The sequence below is a fragment of the Ruegeria sp. CDSC068 genome (genome assembly GCF_059610545.1).
The window spans coordinates 1-21,255 of sequence record NZ_JBXWNV010000001.1 but is presented as its reverse complement, the minus strand read 5'-3'; the positions used below and the strand labels follow the sequence as shown (position 1 = coordinate 21,255).

Below are 21,255 nucleotides of genomic sequence, written 5' to 3'. Positions count from 1 at the left end.
GAAGTGAAATTCCGGGCGGAGGTCGGGAATGCAACACAGAACAGTGGCATATTATGTAGGAGTTGATGCTGACGACGCGTCGATTTTGGAATGCGCTGAAACTGCCCATATCCAGAACGACCACTTGAATTGCGTATTGATCGCGGCCTTACCTAACCTGCCTTACCTGAAGTATGGATCAAACAGGTTCGTTGAGGCGGGTCTGCCCTCAAACTGGTTGGACGTTCTTCACGCGAAAAATGCCGCCCTGAAGTCTCGCGCCATTGAAGTTGAAACGCTTCTTGCTGGGCAGGGCGTATCTGCAAATGTAACTGGCTTCATGGGACTTGGAGCAGAGTTACAGAAACTTGTAGCAGAACAAGCCAAATGCTCTGATATCGCTTTTCTAGACGCTGATTTGCGAAAAGACCCCGATTTATTTCACAAGATCACGTGCGGAGTATTGTTTCATTCGCCGGTTGCTCTGATGATAAATGGAGATCCGTTTGCCCAACGCGACTGCGTTTTTTTGGCATGGAATGACAGCTTGCCTGCGTCCAGGGCGACGCATTTAGCTTTACCCATTCTTCTGGCAGCCAAGGAAGTTGTAATTGGATGTTTTGATTTGCCGTCGCCTGAGGACGTAGAAGGTAGTGTGCATGGAACTGACCTAGCTGAATGGCTCGGCCATCACGGTTGCAACGTGACCGTGTCGCAGTTCCAGTGCGGGGGAAATTCAGTTGCACATTGCATTCAAGAACGAGCAAGAGAAGCGGCGGCCGATCTCATTGTTATGGGCGCTTATGGGCATTCCCATTTGCGAGAGTCAGTTTTTGGGGGCACGACGCAAGCAATGTTGGAGCAGACAAGTTTACCAGTGCTTTTCGGACACTGATGAAGTGAGCCGATAACTGTGACTTTCTGGGAGTCATAGCAATCAAAGTTCATCGGTAAATAATTGAGAGACTTTTTTAAGAGTTTGCTTGAGGTTGAAGCGTGTTTGCCTGCCCGTTTTCGCCAAGGAACTCTATCACAATTAACGTGAGTTCATCCCAGTCAGTAAACTCCCTTGCCCCTTCTCGTGGATCGATTTTTCGACCGAGCAAGACGACGTGCTGAAGAATCTCCCTCTCAAAATACCCGTAGTTTTCGGGCCTCACCGCGCCTGCGATCAAAGCCGTTGCATTTGGTTCAAAACCTGTTCGAAGAAGCATTTCGTCAAGATAGTCGCGTGCTTCTTCTCGACCTGACGCGAAAGCAGCTTTTAGACCGACGGAAAGCATGAGGGACTTTCGCTTCATTAAGGCATCTCTATTTGAAGCGACAAATGCTTCGAATGACTTGGGGTGCTTACGCTCGTGGACAGGGGCCAGGAGAATAACCTTGACCACATCGTCAAGTGAAACGTGGCCGTGCATTTCATCGGTATTGATCAGCTTTGCGTCGAAACCGGCATTCTTCGCGAGATCGGTGATGAAGCGCGCAATCTTTGCTGTTTGGCCTTCGCCCGTGGTGAAGGCGATGAGTAAGGTCATTCCGATCCTCCCAAAAATCGGTCTGAATAGATTGCTTATTATGAATAAGTGACGTGCGTTGCCCTTGATCTCTATCAAAGGCGTTTCATAGGGGCATATCTGGATCGTTGCGGTATGCTCATGCTGTCCACGCGGAGCATGTTTTTAAGGAAGTTCGTGACGGCATCCATCTCCAAGAAAACCTGCCTTTTCGGCCGGCAGCCTTGAAGCTAGCCAACCCCTGGCGGTCTAGCTTTCTACCTTAAGCAAAAGGCCAAGACAGCGACGAAGATTGAAATACTGATCAACCACACTGCGAGTTTCACTTGTTGGCGTGCGGGCAGGTTTCTGAGCAGTCTAGTCATAGTCAAACCTTTCAGACAAAATCCGGTGTGACGCGGTGCCCCGCTCAATCAGATGATCTTCGACGGTGTCCATCATGGCAGGGGGGCCGCAGAGAACAAAAAGCCAGCTTTCAAAATGATCAGAAGACAAATTGCGGTCCAACAGATGACCGTCGATCAAGCCTGTCTCTCCGGACCAATCCTCTGGCGGCTCGGATAGAACAAATACTGTTTCTTCTTTGGACAACTCCTGGCGAAAAGCAATCTGCTCCTCCACCCGGTTGCCATAGATAAGCTTGAGATCGTACTGTGTTCCACTCAACCGTACCTGACGCACAATGCTCAACATGGGCGCGATCCCGACACCACCTGCGATCAGAACAATGCCTTTCTCAGTTCGGTGGCTGATCGACAGATTTCCGTGCGGGGCATCCAGATAGGCCGTGGTTTGCGGAGCGATCTGTCCGAGGCCGCATGTGAAATCCCCAAGTTCCTTTATCACGAATGAAACTTCGGGGCCTTCGGCTGGTGCCGAACTAATCGAGAATGGGTTCTCATGCAGCGAAAAAACACTGTTGCCGACGTTTAGCCAAGCAAATTGCCCTGCTTCGAAGTTTAGTCCGTTGTGACCATCTGGCGCGACGCGCAACTCCCATTGCTTCGGTGTTAGTCGAGACACAGACGTGACGCGCCACGGTCTTTTCCTCTGACGTAAAGGGCGAACGAGATAGACATACAGCAAAGTTCCAACTGCAATACTGGTTAGGGCAAGCCAGAGATAGGTTAGTAGCGGATGCCCACCGTAGCGCCCAGCATAGACCGTGTGATGCAAAAGCAGGCATGCGATCACCAAGGCTCCTAGCCCGTGTAAGAGGCGCCATGTTTCGTATTTGTAATCAAGGGATTTGCGGGCAATTGCCGAGACGACCAGAATGAACAGTAAAAAATATGCGCCAATACCCGATAACAGCGCAGAAATGTCAGTTGAAATCGTAAGTTGGTTTGTTTCATCCCACGGGCGGCGTCCGCCAGAAGGCGTACTCTGATACAGAAGCGGGTGTATCAGCGTTAAGCCGAGTGCTGTACGCGCCATCAACTGATGCACCCGCATGGTCACATCCATACCTAAGCCGGAAGAGATGAACCTGAACCGCCCGGACAGCAGGAACTCGACTAAGATTATTGAAAACGCAAGCATCCCAAGCCCAGACGCGAGCTCTTGATGAAATGATCGCGGTGGCCATCCCAAAGACCAAGAAAAACCCAAGGGAGCCAAGATCAGCAAAACGTAAATCAACGCCAGATAAGGCCATTTCATACGGTTTTGCTCCGCTGTGTTAAAGGTGGGCAATTCGGGCTCATTTAGAATAAACGCTAAGCTGACCTGGGGTTCCGATCAAGACTACTAAGGTTGGTGGTAACTCCAGCACGACGTGGCAAGTTTGTTGGACAACGGTTCCCGTTTCTGTTCGTTCAGCCGCTCCGTTCGGTCTGGCTGATGCTGAGGTTGCATGCTTGCGCAAGATCAAGGTCCTTGACCGCTTTTCCTGTCATAATGTTGCGCGCGTGAAATCAGACCAAAGGAGGAGGCTCAAAAATGCTAGAAGACAAAAAGTCCCCGCAACTTTTCACTGGAACGCATCCGCTCTCCGACAACTTTCGGCGTGAAATGGAAACTCTGATGTCGCGTTTTTTCGGGGGAGGACCACCTTTCCTACCAATGGAAACGGCTGCGCAACGCACAGGTTTTCCGTCTCTTGACATGACAGGTGCGATTTCACCCGCAATCGATGTCCAAGAAACGGATTCTGCGATTGCCTTGACGGCTGAATTGCCAGGGCTCGAAGAGGATGATGTGGAAATTGAAATCAAGGATCGCAGGCTAATCCTGCGCGGTCAGAAGAAGATTGCGCATGATGAAACGGGCGATCTGCGTGTCAGCGAAAGAAGCTATGGCAGTTTTTCCAGAGCCATGTCGCTGCCAGACACTGTGGAAATCGACAAGATTTCCGCAACATTCGACAAAGGCGTTCTACATATCGAAATGCCGAAGACTGAGCCTCAGGATCCAAGCCGTAAGATCAAGGTATCGTCGAAATAGACGGTCTGTTGGCTCGATACGGGGCTTGAAAATGCCAAAGCAGAGGGCCGATCATGGATCGGCCTTCTTTGAGCTGCGGCCTGATAGATGTTTTTTGATTGAATCCGGGCGGACATCGCAAGTGTTTGTATAAATGCGTTTTATGTACATTCGCACCAAGCCATGGGTTTGGTGTTGCAGCGTGGTAGAATGCCCTCACGCGTTTGGAAAGGGGGTCACAATGCGAAATCCAGAAGCGAGTAGCATTACATCCTCCGGGAATGGTGGTGAAGGTGAGGTGCGGGCATTTCTGGAGAGCCTGACAGGTCCATCGCGCGGAAACGTGAACTGGCTTGTCGATAAAACCCTAACTGTTTCAGTGGACGATGAAAGGGTGCTAAGCCTTCGTCCTAGGGATGACCTGCCTCCCCATGATAACGATATTGCCACCCTACAATGGGCTGACGAAGGTTACACGGTAACCGCGTCAGCAGGGCGCAATGTATGGGTAAACGGGCAAAATGCTTCATCAGTGTCTTTGAGGCACGGTGACATGATCGAGTTCGGCGAAAAGGGCCCTATGTCTCGATACAGGTTGTGCGATCACTCATTTCCCGCACACCACACAGTCGAAGATATTCTCAGTGACGCATATGCTTACACCCGAACGAGCCGTCGACCCTTCGCCAAAAAGATGTCTGGCGCCCTGCGCGATAGTGGGCGGCGGCTTGCGTCTCAGACCACGATACTTTTCAGGATCACAGTACTTGCAACGCTTCTTGTGATCGCGGGGTTTGGTTACCTACTTTACCAAAACGACCGGCGCTTGGCGGATAGTATCGGACAGGAGTCCCGCAAGATCGAAGCGGTCGCGGTTATGCTCGCTCAGACGCGAGAAGATGCACTTACGCCTGATGACTTGGCTTCGTTGCGTGACGCTTTTGAGAACCAGGTTTTGTCGACTGAGCAGCGTCTTGGAACCTTGGAGCAACGGGCGGGGGCACCCACGCGGGTGATAGCTGCCTCCACTCGATCTGTAGCTTTCCTTCAGGGAGCTTATGGATTGCGCCACGTGGAAAGCGGGAAGATATTACGGCACGTTTTGGGACCGAACGGAGAAAACCTGAAAACCCCGTTTGGCCAGCCTTGGATCGAACCGGACGGGACCGGCGAACCTGCAGAATTTCAGTTCACCGGAACCGCGTTTTTGATTGCTGGGGTGCCGTTGATGGCCACCAACCGCCATGTCGCTTTGCCCTGGACCTCGGGGAGTCGAGAAAAAGCGCTGAACGACGCTGGTCTCAAGCCTGAAATGTTGATGCTGCTGGCTTATTTGCCTGATCAGACGGAACCAATAGAGGCGCGTTTGGTCCAGTTCAGCGAAGCGGCAGACTTGGCGATTTTGGCAGTAGAGCCTAGCCGCGTTCACGACCTCGGCATTCCGTTGGCGGATGCCACGTCGCGCGTAGGTGAAGAGCTTTATCTGTTGGGGTATCCAACGGGTTTGAGGGCATTGATCGCGCAGGCTGGTCCGGGCTTTTTAGAGGAACTGGAAGCAGAAGGGACGTTGAATTTTTGGTCGATAGCGTCCCGGCTTTCAGCACAAAGCAAGATACACCCGCTAGCAAGCCGGGGGATAGTTGCGCGGACAAGCGGGAGCGCTATAGTTTATGACGCCGAGACCACGGCCGGTGGGAGTGGAGGGCCAGCATTGAATCGGCGGGGCGAGGTCGTTGCCGTAAATGCTGCGATCCTGCCCGAGTTTGGCGGTTCAAACATCGGCGTCCCGGTCTCACATCTCAGAGCTCTGCTAGGAGAGGTCGAAAGCCAGTGATCATTCGCTCGTTCGGAAGCGCGAGTTTTGAACAAAGAACACTGTGGCCAGTGGAACAATCATCGAGATCACGGCCACGGAGATCAGCAAGTACCCAAGTTGGCTGTAGTCTGCGGTAGACGTGACTTCACCGGTCTCTGGATTTGTGACGGCGCGAGTGACGACGTATGTTTGGTTGAGGTATTTGGTGCTAAGGCTGCTGGCCGACAAAGCCATGTTTGTGAACGATGCCATCACCGCGAAGAAGGTCGCTTTCAACTGAACAGGGGCATTGCGTGCGATCCAAGCCAACATCGGGACCATGGCGATCTGTCCAAGCGGCGACTCAACAGCTGTATCAAGAATGGCAATGAACCTTGCGTCGACAACTCCGCCGGTATGCGCCGCCGTCCATTCGTGCACACCGTAGTAGAGGGCAAGGTTAGGCAGGGCGAGAACGCCCGCCGCAATCGTTAGCAACACCACCACATGCGCAATCGAGCGGGTGGCCATAAATGGTCGAAGGACGATTAACCCGAGCAGGGCCAGCATCGAAGTTAACAAAGCCAGAATTGCCAGGAATTGCTCATCGAACCCCAGTTCATCGATTTCAAACCAAGTCAGGCCTGGTCCCGGCAGAGGAACGGCACGAAATACAAAAATGACTGTCGCTGTCCCGATCAAGGCTTTGGCTTGGGCTGGTTCCAACTCCTTCAGCAGACGCGACATGAGGTAAAGGATCACCGTCAGGGAAACCGCAAAAACGGTCTCTTGCGCGAATTCGAAATCTGCGGTTCCCAGCACGATGCTGAGCACAACGAATGCAAGGCCGCCGAGCAATATGGACCATTTGACTTCGGTGGCTTCATCCGGCGTATGTGGCGGGTGGCCGCACTTAATAAGCTGACGCTGGATAAAGCTGTGAAGAACGACTCCACTAACGGACAACACCGGGATGGTCAGAGCTATCAGATATACTTGGCCATAAAGCGCAAGGCGTTCGGATTCTTGCAGTTCTTCGGTTCCAGAGAATATCCAGATGTTTACAGCCGCAACCGCCGCAAACCCGGAAATGATCGAAACTCTGCCCAAGGTCTGCATCGTTGTGTGCTGTGCACGAGTTTCTTCCGGCAAAAATGGTGCGCCGCTCTGGTCAACCTTTGGCACCGCCTCAACCGTCATGGCGTCGGCAACAACGTCCTGAATTGCATAGCCCGAAGGCGCCAAGAGCAAGGCAACAACATACCAGTCTTCCAGCGGCATGAAACTGGACATCAGCGCAGGTGCGGTCACGAGCCCGTACATGGTGAGCAAAGACAACGTGATCAAGGACGCGCCGAACAAGATCAGCAGGGACTTCCAGCGCCAAAACAGGTCCACGACATGACCAAGCGGCATTTTGAGTATCCACGGGATACCAGCCCAAAATGCTAGCCCTGCAACGAAAGAGGCGGATAAATCGAGGTAGTCTTTTAGGAAAAAAGCACCGACGACCGAGGTCAGGCCGGACACGCCGGCCGCAAAATAGACCATCAATGGCGGCAGATAGGACCATTGCAGCTGCTGAACCAGATCCACAAACGTTCTATGCCACCAGGCTGAAAGTTTTGATCCTATGGAAGTTTGGTCAGTCGTCATATGCCGTGGCAGTTCGTTGAGGCCTTTGGGTCGTTTTGTCTAGTTAGAGAAATCCAGATCCGAAAAGCAATGCACTGGTGATCACCCCAAGGATCGGTACCACAATAGGAACTCGGAAATGCTTGGCGGCCTCGTCCGGCTGCATCTTCAGCTGGATCAGCGAAATGTTGACGAGCACAAAGACGCCCAGAACGATCTGAGACGTGCGCTCTGCCAGGGTACCAATCGGTATAGTTTGGGTCAGCAGAACGATGATTGCGACGACCAGCAAAGTAGCAACTACTGGTGTCTGCGTTGATTTAGGGACTATCGCCAGTACCTTCGGCAAATGGTCACGGTCAGCTAGTCCGTAGATCACCCGCGAGGCCATAATCATCTGAATCAGTACTCCATTGACTGTCGCCACAATCGCGACTGCGGAAAAGCCCTGTTTGATGACCTCGGGCGCGTTTGAAAACACGAGCGCGAGGGGTGCTGCGGAAGTCGAAAGAACATCGATCGGCACAACAAGTAGAACCGTCATTGAGGTTCCTAGATACAACACGGTCGCCAGAACGAGCGTTAGCAAAATCGCTTTTGGGATGGTGCGCACGGGGTCTTTAACCTCTTCCGCGACATTAGCCATGTCCTCGAAGCCAACAAATGCAAAGAAAGCGAGAAGTGATGCTGCGAAAATGCCTCTCCACGCGTCGAGTTCCAGCGGCGGAAGCATCGAACTGATCCCGTATCCCTGCGGATCCTGGATCGACATGCCCCAGCCAATCACAAAGAGAAGACCTGCGATCTCAATGATCGTGATGACAGCCGCAATAAAGACAGACTCAGTGATCCCCCAAAGCGCGATTAGACCCATGATCAAAACAACACTGATAGTCAAAATAGGGATCGCAAAACCGGTCAAAGCGTGAAGGTATGATGCTGCGCCAATTGCAACGGCAGAAGCGGAGATAACGCCCGAGGCTGCCACCGCAAGCCCAACGAAAACCGCCATCCAGTTTTTCCGAAATCCCGCCTCAACATAGGCTGCTTCACCTGCGCTGACAGGAAATCGAGTTGTGAGTTCTGCATACGAAAGCGCGGTGAGTGATACGACGAGCGCGGCTACAACGAACGACAACGCCGCAAACGGTCCGGCAATGTCTGCTGTTGCGCCGACTAAAACGTAAATGCCCGCTCCGACCGTTACTCCAAGGCCATAAAGCGTGAGCAACGGGGTCGTAAGGGCCCGTCTGAGTTTCTGTTCGTTTGGATCAACAGAGTTCATAAGCGATTTCCACAAACTGCCCATTCAGAACGTCGTCAGAGGCGTCCGTCTCGTTTTTGTCCGCGATTGGCGCAGCGGCTTAAGCCGATGGTCAAAGCTGCATCGAATGCCTTGTGTCTCAACGCCTGGGCGCATTGGGCGCCAATCAAGTAACACGGGGGCTCGCCACCACTCCTGCCGAGCCCCCTTGGGTGGAACTTCCACTCCTTAAGAATTCCGTTCACCTTTGTGTTTGCTTGGGGACAGACCGGTGAACATAGAACACGCTAAAACATTCGTATTTCACTATGTGATTCTTGTTGGTGCTTTGATCTATGTCAATCAACTCGCGGTCGGCGGTCTGCGAGGCTGAATCCCAACCAACTGTCGTTTGCCTTCGGACTTAAAGGCAAAGCAAACATGTGAGGCGGTTTGAGATTTAGGGTAGAAAGCTATTCTTGATGCTCTGGAACCTGTTACCAACCTTGGGCTCGACTGGTTGCATCGCATGTCGCATCACCTCTGGCGAATTCGTTGGCATTTGAACGCTTTGGAAGGAGTGCCGCCAGGGCGCAAAGGGGAGTGAGGTCAATGACGAAGTGGCGTAGTTGGAGGCCGCCTGGATTGGACTTGGCGCGTGCTCAAGCGCCATTCGACCGAAAAACCAATCTTCGTGCTGAAGCGTTCAACATGAGCGAGGTCAAAGAAGTTTCTTAAGGATGCGGTTTAAATAGATCTGCATCCGGGGCAGTAAATGGGAGGAGCATATGCAGATTGTTCGCGGAATTTTACTGGCACTGTTCGTCACGGGACCCGTTCTGGCGCAGGAGGTCAGCGTCGATGAGGGACGAGATTTGTACCGGACGTATTGCTGGCAATGTCACGGTTTCGAAGCAACCGGAGACGGGCCAATGGCGGAAATGCTGGCTATTCGAACACCTGACCTCACCAAATTGGCAGGCGAAAACGACGGTGTGTTTCCGATAGATCGTATAGCTGAACAGATTGACGGTCGTTCGCAATTGCTCGCCCATGGGGGCGAAATGCCAATCTTTGGTGCGGTGTTTGAGACAGACCAACAAATCGCGGTGGCTTTGCCTAGTGGGCAACCAATGATGGTAGGCCTGCCGCTGGCGAATTTGCTCGCCTTTCTTGAATCGATCCAGTCTGAATAGTCATGGACCAATTGGTTCATCCGTGTCAGCCGTTCGTCTGATTGACATGAGAGTCAGCGGCGGCCCCAACACCTCGAAGGCAACTGTACTGGCTAGGGTAAAGGCCATGATCGACGCGGCCCAATCCGGAAATTGCTCTCCGGCGACAAGAGCCATTCCGACCGCAACACCGGCCTGTGGTAACAAAGCGGGGCCGAACCAACCGGTCTGACGGCGAGGCAGGCCGCCAAGTCTCGCTCCGCAGTAACCTCCGACAAGGCGGGCCACGGCGCGCAAGAATAGGAAAAGAGCACCAGCCCAGCCCATCAAGCCGAAGGCTTCAATATCCAGCGTGGCGCCAGCCAGTAGGAAGAACAAAATCATGAACGGCCACTGAATGTGCTCGATCTCATGAAAAGCACGGTCGTGATGGCGGGCAAGATTCCCAATAACTGCGCCCGCAACCATGCCTGCTACCAAGAATGAAACCTCCAGCCAAAGCGCGAGGCCCGCTGTCAGAAAGACGATACCCATTGCTTCTGCCTGCATTGGCTCTCCCGGCTTCAAGCGACCGGTGAGGTAAGCGGATGGCACGCCTAGCGCGGAACCCAACAAAATAGCCCCTCCGAAATCCCACATCGCTGTGGTCGTGATGGTGGCCCAACCGTCCGAATGACCGGCCAGAACCAATGCGACGCTGAAAGCGATCAGACCCCAAGCGTCATCAATTGCGACTATGCCCTTTAATGTCTCGGTGAAGCTGTTGGACACCCCAGATTGTTTGATCACGTCTGTCATGGCGGCCGGAGCAGTAGCCGTAGAAATTGCCGCCAGCACCAACGCCAACCCAAAGGGTACGCCAATTGCGGTCAATCCAGCAGACACAATAACAAGGGTTGCAACCACGATTGAAATCGAAATCGTCAGAATGGCTCTGCCATGCCGAACCAAGTTCTCGCGGGTTAAAGAACCTCCAAGAAGAAACGCGACCATCGTTAAAGCCACAATGGAAATCTCGTCGAACCGCATTGCAACGTCGAGTGGGATCAAACCCATTCCGGCGTTCCCGGCGATCAGACCGAGGAAAAGTAAGGTAGTAACACGAGGAAGATGCGTGGCCCGGCCTAATTGATCGGCTGCCAATCCGGCAAGGAAGAGGACACCAAGGCTAATGAGAAAGCCGGCAATGTGCATAGAAATCCAAGCGTTAGGTTCTTGTCTAAACTACTCTAATTCCAACTCTGCCACTTAGGAACCGTTGTCGGAGAGAATGCGATTGTCCCGTCGCAGCTTAGGCCGAAAATCCGCAAAATATGGGATATTGATCTGTATTAAGGCGAAAGCGCGCCGCAGGTGGCACAGTAACACATACAGGAAATGAGGAGGAACTTTCGATGTCGAGAAAGAAAACTAGCACAAACAGCCCGACCTCACTGTTGGATGTTTTTAAGCAAATGCAGCCACCCATGTCTGGCAATCCGGCCTTCGGAGCCCAGATCGAACAATTTTGGGACGCGCAGGAAAAATTTCTCGAAGAAACAGAGGCCTTTGCACAGCATTGGTTCGAACGGCGTCATGAGGCGGTCCGGGCGGCTCTACAAGCTGCACGCAATGTGTCGTCCGCGAACCCGTCCGATCCATCGAAAGCCTTTCAGAGCATGGCGGAATGGCAGCGCCATTCAGCTGAGCGGTTGGTTGCTGACGCGCAGGAATGGTTCGAAACTGTGTCCCGTTGTGCATCTTATGTCGCAGAAACAGAAGCTGAAGCTGTTGAGAAAACAGTTGGTGATGTTGCAGCCGCTACAAAGAGCGCGGGGAAATCTTCAAAGTCTGAGCCTGTGTAGGTTTCCTGCTGCCGAAATACCAAACTGAAATCATCTGCGCAGTAGATAGGAGGTCAAATGTACAAGAATATCCTGATCCCGGTTGCTCTGGACAAAGAACATGACACTCAAGCGTCGTTTAAGGCTGCGCGCCAATTGGCTGATGCCGACGCTGTTTTCACCGTTGTGCACGTCCAAGAACCTATTCCGGCATATGTGGGTTCTCAGATTCCAAGTGAAGTGCTTGCACATACGCGGCATGAGATATTGGAGAACCTACAAAAGACTGCCTCTGAAATTTCAGACGCGAAGGTACAGCTCATCTCCGGGCATGCGGGTAGGGCAATTGTCGACTTCGCAAACCAGAGCGACGCCGATTGCATCGTCTTAGCTTCGCATAAGCCCGGATTCGAGGACATATTTCTAGGTTCCACTGCGAACAGAGTCGTGCATCATGCCAAGTGTTCGGTTCACGTAATTCGGTGATCCAAAGCTAGCGATGCGAGATCTCTATGGGGTCTTGTCAGAAGAACTTGGGTAGAGCGCTGCAGGGCGGTTGCGTGTCTTTTGCCATTAGCAGACCTGCCTCTTTCAAGTACTTTAAAACCAGTCTCGAAATCATCCGCCTTGCGGTGATGTTGTACATCCGTTTCACGCTCATTCTGACGTCAGCAAAGCACATCAAACTGCAATTGGTGCAAGTACCGCGAATCCACACTTCGTCCGCAACGTAGACGTTTCAGCAAGTTGCAGCCAACGTCCGAGTTGCGGGCTAAGCCGCCGTTCGCTGCTGCGCGGCACGTTTCGTTTGAACGAACGACGAATTTACGGACAAAACCACCGTTCAGTTTTTAGGTGGTTCGTAGGGATCAGGCGTTCCCGGTGGGATTGGAGGGTATTCCTCGAACGTTGCAGTGTGTTCCTGCAATTGAGGCAACGCCTTTTCGACCGCCCAAGTGTGTGGAAAGAGTACGCTTTCACGCTCGTGTGGATCATTAAGAAGGTTGTAGACCCTTGGTGTGTCGAAAGACTCCGTTGCACCAAAAGCCGTCGTATTCTCTTTGAAAAGAACTTTCCAATCCTTCCATTTTACGCCGAATATCTGCTCGCCCATGTAGACGATCACGCCTTCTCGGTTTGAGTTTGGTTGGTCACCAAGAAAGAACTTTGACTGGTCGACACCATCAAAGGCCCTGTCATCAGGCACCTTGCCCCCTGCGAAAGCCGCAAGTGTCGGATAGAGATCCATTGAGTGGACAACATCGTTGCTTTCAGAACCGGTAGGGATCTTTCCCGGCCACTTGATTGCAAAGGGTACACGCATACTTCCTTCGAGGCTGGTGAACAGAGTACCGCGCCAAGGCCCGGCCGTACCATGTACCGCAGGAACTGGCGAGACGTTGGCGTTCCCAACCGGAAGAGCTTCGGGGCCGTTGTCAGCAGTAAATATCACCACGGTGTCGTCGGAAACGCCTGCCGCCTCAATCGCATCAACAATACGTCCGATATAGCTATCTGTTTGAAGCAGAATGTCGGCCCAGACGCCGTTTCCAGTGGCGCCTTCGAACTCCTCGGACGCGATGTTTGGATAGTGAGTCTGAGTATAAGCAAGATAGATGAAAAACGGCGCGTCTTCGGCACTCTTCGCTTCGATAAACTCGATGGCCTTCTTTGTCAGGTCGCCATCTATTTTGCCGCGATAGTCCAGATCGTAGTCTTGAGCGATGGTTGCTGGCTCGCCTGCAACACCCTGCATCACAACCGGCTCTTCCATGTTGGCATCGGCAAAACCCGGAAGCGTGCGCCAGACTGTAACGTCAGTGGTCTCAACGCCGTAAAACTCATCGAAGCCTTGATTCGTTGGATAGCGCCCTTCGGTCCATCCAAGGTGCCACTTACCGTACATGGCCGTGTTGTATCCTACCTCCTTCAGCATCTCGGCCATCGTGATTTCCCATTGGGTCAGACCGTAAACGCCACCTCCCAGTGGGACCGTGTGGTTGCCGCTTCGGATACCGTATCGTCCTGTCATGGTCGCTGCTCGGGACGGCGTGCACTGGCTTTCCACGTTGAAGTTTGTGAGTCGTAGCCCCTCCGCAGCGAGGGCGTCCATCTCGGGGGTCGCTGTACCTCGGATTATGCCGCCTCCATTGAACCCAGGTTCGCCCCAACCAAAATTATCTAGAAATATGAATACGATGTTGGGTTTGTCTTGAGCTGAAGCGCCCGTGGCAAATAGAACAGATAAGGACAGTAGGAATGTTCGCAATAACCACTTCATGACATCGCCTCTAATCAAGATCACGAGCTCAAGACTGAAGAAACACGTCACCATTCGTCAAGAACGTTCACTCGTTGGGGTACTTTTTCTCAGTGGCTGAAGTCAAAGGAGCGTGCGAAACTGCGGTCGGGGATTGGTAGCACCTCCTCCAGGACTTCTTGTACTCAACTCAGAAAAATCGTTGTTTTTCTTGACGAACAGCCGGATCAGATGTTGCCATGGACTGGCATTCAGTTCGGCTGGGAGGTTCAAATGAAGTTTTTTTTGACGACGTCGACGGCAATAGTTTCCGCAGCATTCATAGCAAGCCCATCAAATGCTCAAGAGGCAGCACAAGGTGGGCAAGTTGGAGAGATGACCATATCGGTCGATGATATGCGTGAACCCGCGCCTGCAGATTTCTCACCTTATGCAGGTCGAGACTTTCCTACACGCCCACTTTGGGGTGACACTCACCTGCACACGTCAAATTCACTCGATGCTCGCGGATTTGGCGTCATTCTGAGCCCCGACGATGCCTATAGGTTTGCACGTGGTGAGGAAGTCACCACATCACACGGCCTACGCGTGCAGTTGTCGCGTCCGCTCGACTGGCTTGTCGTATCCGATCATTCAGATGCCATGGGGGCCATGAATGAAATCGTGGCAGGGAACTCCACGCTGATGCGAGACCCAACGCTTCGAGACTGGAACGAACGTCTCAACGCCGGTGGAGACGTTGCGCTTGGCGCAACAATGGAAGTCATCGAAACCTTTGCTGGCATCACCGGGGATGCTCTTCCCGAGGCTGTTTCAGATCGCAGGTTTGTACAATCCGTGTGGGACGAGTTCACGCAAACTGCGGATCATCACAACGCGCCCGGCACATTCACTGCGTTCATCGGATACGAGTGGACGTCCACCGAAGCTGGAAACAACCTCCATCGTAACGTGATCTACCGGGATGATGCCATTCGCGCTCGGCAAATGCTGCCCTTCACAACCGCGGAAACCTTCAATCCAGAACGGCTATGGGACTGGATGGAAACATATGAGCAAGAGACTGGCGGTCGTGTACTGGCCCTTGCCCACAACGGCAACGTTTCCAACGGCCTGATGTTTCCGGTTGAGACAAACCCTGAAACGGGTGAACCGTTGACGGCGGATTACGCAGAGCGGCGTGCCAAGTGGGAGCCGATGTATGAGATCACCCAAATCAAAGGTGACGGAGAAACGCACCCGTTTTTAAGCCCAAACGATGAATTCGCAGACTATGAAACTTGGGATAAATCCAACCTCGGCCCAACGCCCAAGGAAGACTGGATGCTCCAATACGAGTATGCCCGTGAGGCCTTGAAGAACGGTCTTAAACTAGAGGATCAGCTGGGTACTAATCCGTATAAATTTGGCGTGGTGGGCTCTACCGACAGCCATACGGCTTTGGCAACAGCGGAAGAAGACAATTTCTTTGGCAAACACTCTGGCGTCGAACCAGAACCCGGCCGTTGGCAACATGTCGTTGGCGAGTTCGATGCCTTGAGGATTCTCGGGTGGGAAATGGCAGCCTCTGGCTACGCAGCAGTTTGGGCTGAAGACAACACACGCGAAGCCATATTCGACGCCATGGAACGGAAAGAAGTTTACGGGACAACCGGAAGTCGCATTGCGCTCCGTTTCTTTGGCGCCTGGGACTTTACGGAAGAAGATGCAAGATCCCGTTTGCCCGCCGAAATAGGATATGAAAAAGGCGTTCCGATGGGTGGAGACCTCTCACAAGCACCTGAGAGCGCAGACGCCCCAACTTTCCTCATCGCTGCCCTGAAAGACCCATTTTCCGGCAATCTCGATCGTATCCAGATTGTGAAAGGTTGGTTAAATGCCAGCGGTGAAACTGAAGAGCGGGTTTATGACGTGGCTTGGTCAGGAGACCGAGAACCTGATGCGGATGGAATTCTACCATCGGTGGGGAATACCGTGGATGTCGCTACAGGCACATTTACCAACTCCATAGGGTCTCCAGAGCTGATCACCGTTTGGACAGACCCTGAGTTCGATCCTTCAGCGCGGGCTTTCTACTATGCCCGTGTCTTGGAAATTCCCACGCCGAGGTGGACTATCTACGACTCCGTTCGGTTCGGAGACGAACTTCCCGCGGAGGTTCCGACTTCAACGCAGGAACGCGCGTACACTTCGCCAATTTGGTATACGCCCGAGAACTGAAATATACCTAATCCAATGTCGTAGCGGAAAAGCCCGGCAGTTCCTGTCGCAGCAACACTGGGTTAATGCGTTCATGCGAATGTCCGCTTAGGGCTCGGAGCAGTCATTCGCCGCACTCGGCATGAACGACTGCTACGCGGACAAAACCGCCGTTCGCTGCAGCGCAGCATATTAAACGGATTACTGCTGATTGATATGCCGCAAGGTGCACCCTCTGCGATTAGGTTGGAAGTCAATACTGTGTTAGGATCGCCTAAAAGTCAGTTTGAAGGATGGGGGGATAGTCATGAAACACGCCAAAATTTTTAAAAAATTTGCGATGGGACTTGCTAGCTCAGCATTCTTGACTTCAACGAGCGCTTTGGCGTTTGAAGGTGTCGTGTCAGAAGCCACTGTCGATGCCGGGACCGACTATTCGCCATTTGTTGATCGGTCGTATCCGGATCAGGTGCTTTTTGGCGATTTGCACTTTCATACAGAAATTTCCTTTGACGCCGGGTTGGTAGGTACTTCACTCAACATTCACGACGCCTTTCGTGTGGCGCGCGGCGAGCGGATCCTCTCTAACACCGGACAATCGGTGCAACTTGTCCGGCCACTAGATTTTCTGGCCATCACAGAACATGCGGAGATGCTCGGACTGTCCACCGCCATCCGCGCGGCAGACCCCCGCCTGCTGGCTGACGAATGGGGTCGCCTGACATACGAGCGGTTCAATTCGGGACAGGAAGGGCGGATGGCAGCCTTCGCCGACATAATCGAAATATCGACAGTGCAGGGCCGCGACCCTACGGCGGGTTTGGATCTCGATGGCGACTTGTGGCAACAGATCATTGAAACCATTGACCACTACAACAATCCCGGCGTTTTCACAGCGATTGCGGGTTACGAATGGACATCGACCCCGCTTGGGAACAACCTGCACCGCGTCGTTCTCTTCGGTGACGGGGCGGATAAGACAAGCCGCACCCGCCCTTTCACGTACTTCGACAGCGAAGATCCTGAGCCGATGTGGGATCACTTGGCTGCCTACGAAGAGGAAACCGGTGGCAGCGCGATTTCGGTACCACACAATGGGAACGTGTCGAATGGTATCATGTTTGCGCCAACCAAGTTCGACGGATCACCCATGGATGCGGACTATGCAGCCAAACGCGCCCGTTGGGAACCAATGCACGAGCTAACGCAAATAAAAGGCGATGAAGAAACACATCCGATGTTGTCGCCAGATGATGAATTTGCCAACTTCGAAACATGGGACGTCGCAAATCTCGCAGGGACAGCCGCCAAAGAACCTGAGATGCTGCGTTATGAATACGCGCGCTCGGCGCTCAAAGTAGGGCTTGAGATCAAGCGTGAGATAGGTGTGAACCCGTTCAAATCAGGTTTCACAGGCACAACGGATTCCCACACGGCGCTCCCGACAACGCGTGAAGACAATTACTTTGGCAAGTACCAGCACACAGAGCCGTCGCCAATACGGCACAACCTTGATGTGATCCCATCGGACGACCCGGCGCTGCGGATTGTCACCGCGCAGGAATCCGCGGCAGGGCTGACCGCCGTCTGGGCGCGCGAAAACACCCGCGAGGAAGTACATGGAGCGATCTCCCGCAAGGAGGCCTATGCCACTACTGGCAGCAGAATCCGTGTGCGCGTCTTTGGCGGATGGGACTTTGATGCAGAGGACCTTAGCGCCCCCGACTTTGCGGCGCACGGTTATCGTAATGGAGTGCCGATGGGCGGCGATCTGGCCAATGCGCCGGATGGGGCCGCACCCGGATTCCTGATCCGCGCCCTGCGCGACCCTGATGGTGCTAACCTAGACCGCGTGCAGATCATCAAGGGCTGGATCGACGAGAGCGGCGAGACCTTTGAGCGCATCTATGATGCTGCGGTGTCAGGAGGTCGCGAGATCGGCACAGACGGTCGCGCCCGCGAACCTGTCGGCTCGACTGTCAACGTTGAGAAGGCAACTTACAATAACTCAATTGGGGCCGCAGCACTGGACGGATATTGGCAGGACCCAGACTTTGACGCCTCTCAGAATGCCTTCTACTACGTGCGCGTTATTGAGATTCCAAAACCGCGTTGGACCACAATTGATGCTGCGTATTACGACGTTCCTTTACCGGATAGCGTTCCAGCAGAAATACAGGATCGCGCTTACACTTCACCAATATGGTACAGTTCAAACTAGTACCTTGTATTTTAGTCGGTTGCCGTTAACGCGGCGCGCCAGAACTCTCTATTGCTGCGAATGCAAATTGACTTGCCAGGAGAATGCCTGCTTGGGGCTCAGTTCGGACGTTCGCCCGAATGTCGCGAGCGACCGCAATTCGGACAAAGCCGCCGTTCATAAACTCATGGCTTTTGGCTATTTGGCTGGATACACTCGACTTGTACGGAAAGCTAATTTTACCAAGAGGTATTTGTGTAAATGCGGGTTTTGTATCTTATTTCTTGCATGACGTTTGTTTGGGGGACCGCATCGTTCGCGCAAGTCACTCCGCCTGAAGCCAGCGATACATTTTTGAAAGGTCGGCCTTATTCTCCTAATGCCGATCGCGCCTACCCGGAGAGGGTTTTTTTCGGCGACACGCACGTACACACGGGTTTGTCGGCCGATGCCGGTGGCGGTGGAACACGCTTGATGCCGCGCGATGCCTATAGATTCGCGCGTGGAGAACAGGTCACGTCTAACACAGGACAGCCGGTCAAGCTGTTCCGTCCTTTTGATTTTTACATGATTACCGACCATTCCGACGCGATGGGGGCAATCACAGATATTATCTCAGGGGCGCCCAACATTCTGGCTGACGAGCAGGGGCGCGAGTTTCACAATGCCTTCAATGCCGGAGGTGAAGAGGCACTCCGCGCCATGCAGCAACTCATCGCAAGTTTTGCACAAGGCACAGTTTCACCGGCGCTCAATTACCAGCCCGGCAATCCTGCGTTCGCGACAGTCTGGGGCGATCTTATTGATGCGGCGGAAGAGTTTAACGCCCCTGGCGTCTTCACGACATTCATTGCCTTTGAATGGACGTCGCTCGTCGAAGGCAACAATCTGCATCGCAATGTGATCTTGCGCGACGGCCCTGAAATTGCGCGCAAGATTCTGCCCTATACGACCACTCCTCCAATCGGTTCACCCAACCCACGCGACCTGTATGCTTGGCTGGAGAATTTCGAAGACAAAACAGGCGGCGACGCGCTAGCCATTGCGCACAATGGCAATCTGTCCAATGGTTGGGTTTTTTCCTTGGTCGATGACTTCGCCGAAGGAAAACCGCCATTAGACCGCGCATATGCCGAAGCAAGGTCGAAATGGGAGCCACTTTACGAATGGTCACAGATTAAGGGCGATGGCGAAGCACATCCGTTCTTGTCGACCGAAGATGAATTTGCAGACTACGAGACTTGGGATTTCGGAAACCTTGATGCCAGTATACCGAAAGAATCCGAAATGCTTGAAGGTGAATACGCGCGGTCGGGTCTTTTGCGCGGTCTCGCCCTTCAAGCAGAACTTGGCGTTAACCCGTACAAGTTCGGGGCAAGTGCTGCTACCGACACACACACCGGCCTATCGGCCGTGGCGGAAGACAATTTCTTCGGAAAGCATACTGCCTACGAACCCAGCGGTGAACGTGCCAGCCATATTGGGAAAACGTTTTCTGACGGCGATGTCGCGTACTACGGTTGGGGTTACAGCGCAGCTGGTTTGACTGCCGTGTGGGCGCGAGAAAACACCCGCACCTCCATATTCGATGCCATGGAACGTCGGGAAGCATATGGCACCACGGGTCCACGTATGTCAGTCCGGTTCTTTGGTGGCGACTATTCGGAAGAAGTAATCGCGCGACGTGATCTTGCAAGGATCGGCTACAGCGGCGGGGTACCTATGGGCGGCGACATCGCTGTCGAAGAAGGCGAAGCGCCCGATTTTTTGGTCTATGCCTTGCGAGACCCAGTCGGCGCAAATCTGGACCGCATCCAGATCATAAAGGGTTGGATCGATGCAGAGACAGGTGAAAAACAAGAGAAAGTCTATGACGTTGCATGGGGCGGAGACCGTACCCCAGACGAAAATGGTAATCTGACTGCAGTCGGAAGTACGGTTGATTTATCGATACCTTCTTGGACGAACACAATAGGAGCGTCAGAACTTGGCACGGTCTGGACAGACCCGGACTTCGATCCCTCGGAACTCGCTTTCTATTATGCCCGCGTTATCGAAATACCTACGCCCCGATGGACCGCTTATGATGCCATCAAATTTGGTGTTGAAATGGGCTCGGATGTGCCGATGATCACACAGGAACGGGCATACACCTCGCCCATTTGGTACACACCTCGCAACTGAGAACGGATATTGCACATTCGGAGGCAAGAGACCGCTTTGGGCTCTAAGCAGACGTTCGTCGAAATTTCGTGAAGGACCGCATCGCGGGACAAAGCAACCGTTCGCTGCTGTTTAAGCCAAACTACGGCTCCGCGGCCTTTTCGGCCTGGCATTGCTGTTAGCCAGCAGAATGAACAAACAGCAGCGAAATCGACCCCACAAGGATCAGGCTCAGCGCCCATATTACGTCCAGATTGAACCACCCTTTCGAAAGGAATCTCGAGTTCCAAACTTGTTTTGCAGAAATTCCCTGTAAATTTCCGGTTATCAGGGAAATCCCGCCTAAAGCGACCCCGCCAAAATGCGCCACTGAGACTAGGGCCGGAATTGCGCCCTGAGTGTACGGTCTGCTCTGTCTCTGATTGAAAGCGCATGCGCCAACTCGCGGGAATTGCGGTACAATTCCGGGTCAGAAAACACAACTGAAGTGAGACAGGTATGAGTGGCGGTGCTGTCAGACTAATTCGAACCAGTCTCAGCTAGGCCAGTGACGCTGTCCTTTATCCCGCACCAAGTTGACGCCACTCGCTAAGAGCGGCGGCGCGGGTCAGCTTGAAGGTGTCTCGACTGGCTAGCGATCTTTCCTGGTTGAAGTGGTTGTAGACAGAGGAATGGACGGAGGCGAATTTCTGCAAACTTCGCATGCGCCTGAAACGTTGCATAGCGCGCTCTCTTCGTCGGAAAGGCAGGTGCGAATTCTCAACGCGTTTGTTGAGCCACCTGCCCGTCTGTTGTTTTTCGAGAGCACCCAAATCTCTGAGCGCTGCTTTGTAGGATGCAAAACG

Annotated in this window: 16 protein-coding genes; 9 read left to right on the top strand and 7 right to left on the bottom strand. The window is 53.2% G+C overall.

The features are described from left to right. Positions 1-28: 28 nt before the first annotated feature. Entirely contained in the window at positions 29-874 is an 846-nt protein-coding gene (locus AC2FID_RS00080; RefSeq protein WP_282168723.1) for a universal stress protein, read from the top strand. A gap of 76 nt (positions 875-950) precedes the next feature. On the opposite strand, the gene AC2FID_RS00075 is transcribed toward AC2FID_RS00080, so the two are convergent. Next, on the bottom strand, positions 951-1,514 hold the full coding sequence (locus tag AC2FID_RS00075; RefSeq protein WP_282168724.1) for a flavodoxin domain-containing protein: 564 nt from the start codon (positions 1,512-1,514) through the stop codon (positions 951-953). A gap of 336 nt (positions 1,515-1,850) precedes the next feature. Continuing rightward, entirely contained in the window at positions 1,851-3,188 is a 1,338-nt protein-coding gene (locus AC2FID_RS00070; protein WP_496834829.1) for a ferredoxin reductase family protein, read from the bottom strand. Between the two features lie 330 nt (positions 3,189-3,518). On the opposite strand from AC2FID_RS00070, the gene AC2FID_RS00065 reads away from it, so the two are divergent. Continuing rightward, on the top strand, positions 3,519-3,938 hold the full coding sequence (locus AC2FID_RS00065; RefSeq protein WP_282121560.1) for an Hsp20/alpha crystallin family protein: 420 nt from the start codon (positions 3,519-3,521) through the stop codon (positions 3,936-3,938). A 220-nt stretch (positions 3,939-4,158) separates the two neighbouring features. After that, the gene (locus AC2FID_RS00060; RefSeq protein ID WP_496834827.1) at positions 4,159-5,751 is read left to right on the top strand and encodes a trypsin-like peptidase domain-containing protein; all 1,593 of its coding nucleotides are present in this window, start codon (positions 4,159-4,161) and stop codon (positions 5,749-5,751) included. Here the strand turns inward: AC2FID_RS00060 and AC2FID_RS00055 are convergent, their stop codons facing one another. Next, positions 5,752-7,308, bottom strand: a complete 1,557-nt coding sequence (locus AC2FID_RS00055) for an MFS transporter (RefSeq protein ID WP_373444404.1) — start codon at positions 7,306-7,308, stop codon at positions 5,752-5,754. A 103-nt stretch (positions 7,309-7,411) separates the two neighbouring features. Next, positions 7,412-8,632: an APC family permease gene (locus tag AC2FID_RS00050; protein WP_282121562.1), complete on the bottom strand. Its 1,221-nt coding sequence runs from the start codon at positions 8,630-8,632 to the stop codon at positions 7,412-7,414. Between the two features lie 746 nt (positions 8,633-9,378). Between AC2FID_RS00050 and AC2FID_RS00045 the strand changes: the two genes are divergently transcribed. Beyond that, the gene (locus AC2FID_RS00045; protein WP_496834825.1) at positions 9,379-9,786 is read left to right on the top strand and encodes a c-type cytochrome; all 408 of its coding nucleotides are present in this window, start codon (positions 9,379-9,381) and stop codon (positions 9,784-9,786) included. Here the strand turns inward: AC2FID_RS00045 and AC2FID_RS00040 are convergent, their stop codons facing one another. Further along, a complete protein-coding gene (locus AC2FID_RS00040) occupies positions 9,787-10,959 on the bottom strand; it encodes a cation:proton antiporter (protein ID WP_496700020.1) in 1,173 nt (390 codons plus the stop codon). It abuts the gene before it with no gap. A gap of 200 nt (positions 10,960-11,159) precedes the next feature. On the opposite strand from AC2FID_RS00040, the gene AC2FID_RS00035 reads away from it, so the two are divergent. Continuing rightward, a complete protein-coding gene (locus tag AC2FID_RS00035; protein ID WP_496834823.1) occupies positions 11,160-11,609 on the top strand; it encodes a phasin family protein in 450 nt (149 codons plus the stop codon). 57 nt (positions 11,610-11,666) lie between these two features. After that, positions 11,667-12,074, top strand: a complete 408-nt coding sequence (locus AC2FID_RS00030; protein WP_282121552.1) for a universal stress protein — start codon at positions 11,667-11,669, stop codon at positions 12,072-12,074. Positions 12,075-12,432: 358 nt separating this feature from the next. Here AC2FID_RS00030 and AC2FID_RS00025 read toward each other — a convergent pair whose 3' ends face one another. Further along, on the bottom strand, positions 12,433-13,869 hold the full coding sequence (locus tag AC2FID_RS00025; protein ID WP_496834821.1) for an arylsulfatase: 1,437 nt from the start codon (positions 13,867-13,869) through the stop codon (positions 12,433-12,435). 252 nt (positions 13,870-14,121) lie between these two features. Between AC2FID_RS00025 and AC2FID_RS00020 the strand changes: the two genes are divergently transcribed. The 3 genes from AC2FID_RS00020 to AC2FID_RS00010 all read left to right on the top strand — a co-directional run bounded on the left by AC2FID_RS00020 (position 14,122) and on the right by AC2FID_RS00010 (position 20,431). After that, complete coding sequence (locus AC2FID_RS00020) at positions 14,122-16,068, top strand: DUF3604 domain-containing protein (RefSeq protein WP_496754859.1); 1,947 nt, start codon at positions 14,122-14,124, stop codon at positions 16,066-16,068. 379 nt (positions 16,069-16,447) lie between these two features. After that, entirely contained in the window at positions 16,448-18,268 is a 1,821-nt protein-coding gene (locus tag AC2FID_RS00015; protein ID WP_496834819.1) for a DUF3604 domain-containing protein, read from the top strand. Between the two features lie 240 nt (positions 18,269-18,508). Next, on the top strand, positions 18,509-20,431 hold the full coding sequence (locus AC2FID_RS00010; protein ID WP_496834817.1) for a DUF3604 domain-containing protein: 1,923 nt from the start codon (positions 18,509-18,511) through the stop codon (positions 20,429-20,431). Positions 20,432-20,970: 539 nt separating this feature from the next. Here AC2FID_RS00010 and AC2FID_RS00005 read toward each other — a convergent pair. Then, positions 20,971-21,255 (bottom strand): DDE-type integrase/transposase/recombinase (locus AC2FID_RS00005; RefSeq protein ID WP_496834816.1); only part of this gene is annotated, 285 nt, incomplete at its 5' end.